Raw genomic sequence first — 498 nt, 5'->3', positions numbered from 1 at the left:
CACGGAAAGAACGGATCTTTGCAGCTATTTGACCAACCAGTTGCTTGTCATGTGAAGTTAATTTCACGATTGGGTTCTTACCTTTATCTGAAATAGTTTCCACTTTAACTTCGGGTGCCAAATCTAAGACAATGTTATGAGAGTACCCAACAGCCAGATCCAATTTTTGTCCCTGGTTTGTTGCTCTGTAACCTACACCAACAAGTTCAAGCTCATGTGTAAATCCATTAGACACACCTTCGATCATGTTATTGATCAAAGCACGGTAAAGACCGTGTTTCGCTTTATGTTCCTTTTTATCTGAAGGACGCTCCAAAGTAATTACCCCGTCCTCGATAGTAATATCGATCTCTGAGAATTCCTGAGAAAGCTCTCCTAATTTTCCTTTTACCGTTACAATCCCGTCATTAATGTTTACTGTAACACCCTCTGGAACTGTGATTGGACTTTTACCTATTCTGGACATTTCTTTTCGTCTTTAAATATTAGTAAACGTAG

At 39.2% G+C, this 498-nt stretch carries 1 protein-coding gene; it reads right to left on the bottom strand.

Features of this window, described 5'->3' with window-relative positions; genetic code table 11:
* Positions 1-466, bottom strand: a 466-nt coding sequence (gene rplF / locus HC175_RS17670) for a 50S ribosomal protein L6 (protein ID WP_168139591.1), incomplete at its 3' end; no start/stop codon positions are given.
* Positions 467-498: the final 32 nt, after the last annotated feature.

The organism is Salinimicrobium oceani (assembly GCF_012037645.1).
Note: the sequence above shows the minus strand (reverse complement) of the source record. Positions and strands in the feature narration are given on the sequence as shown.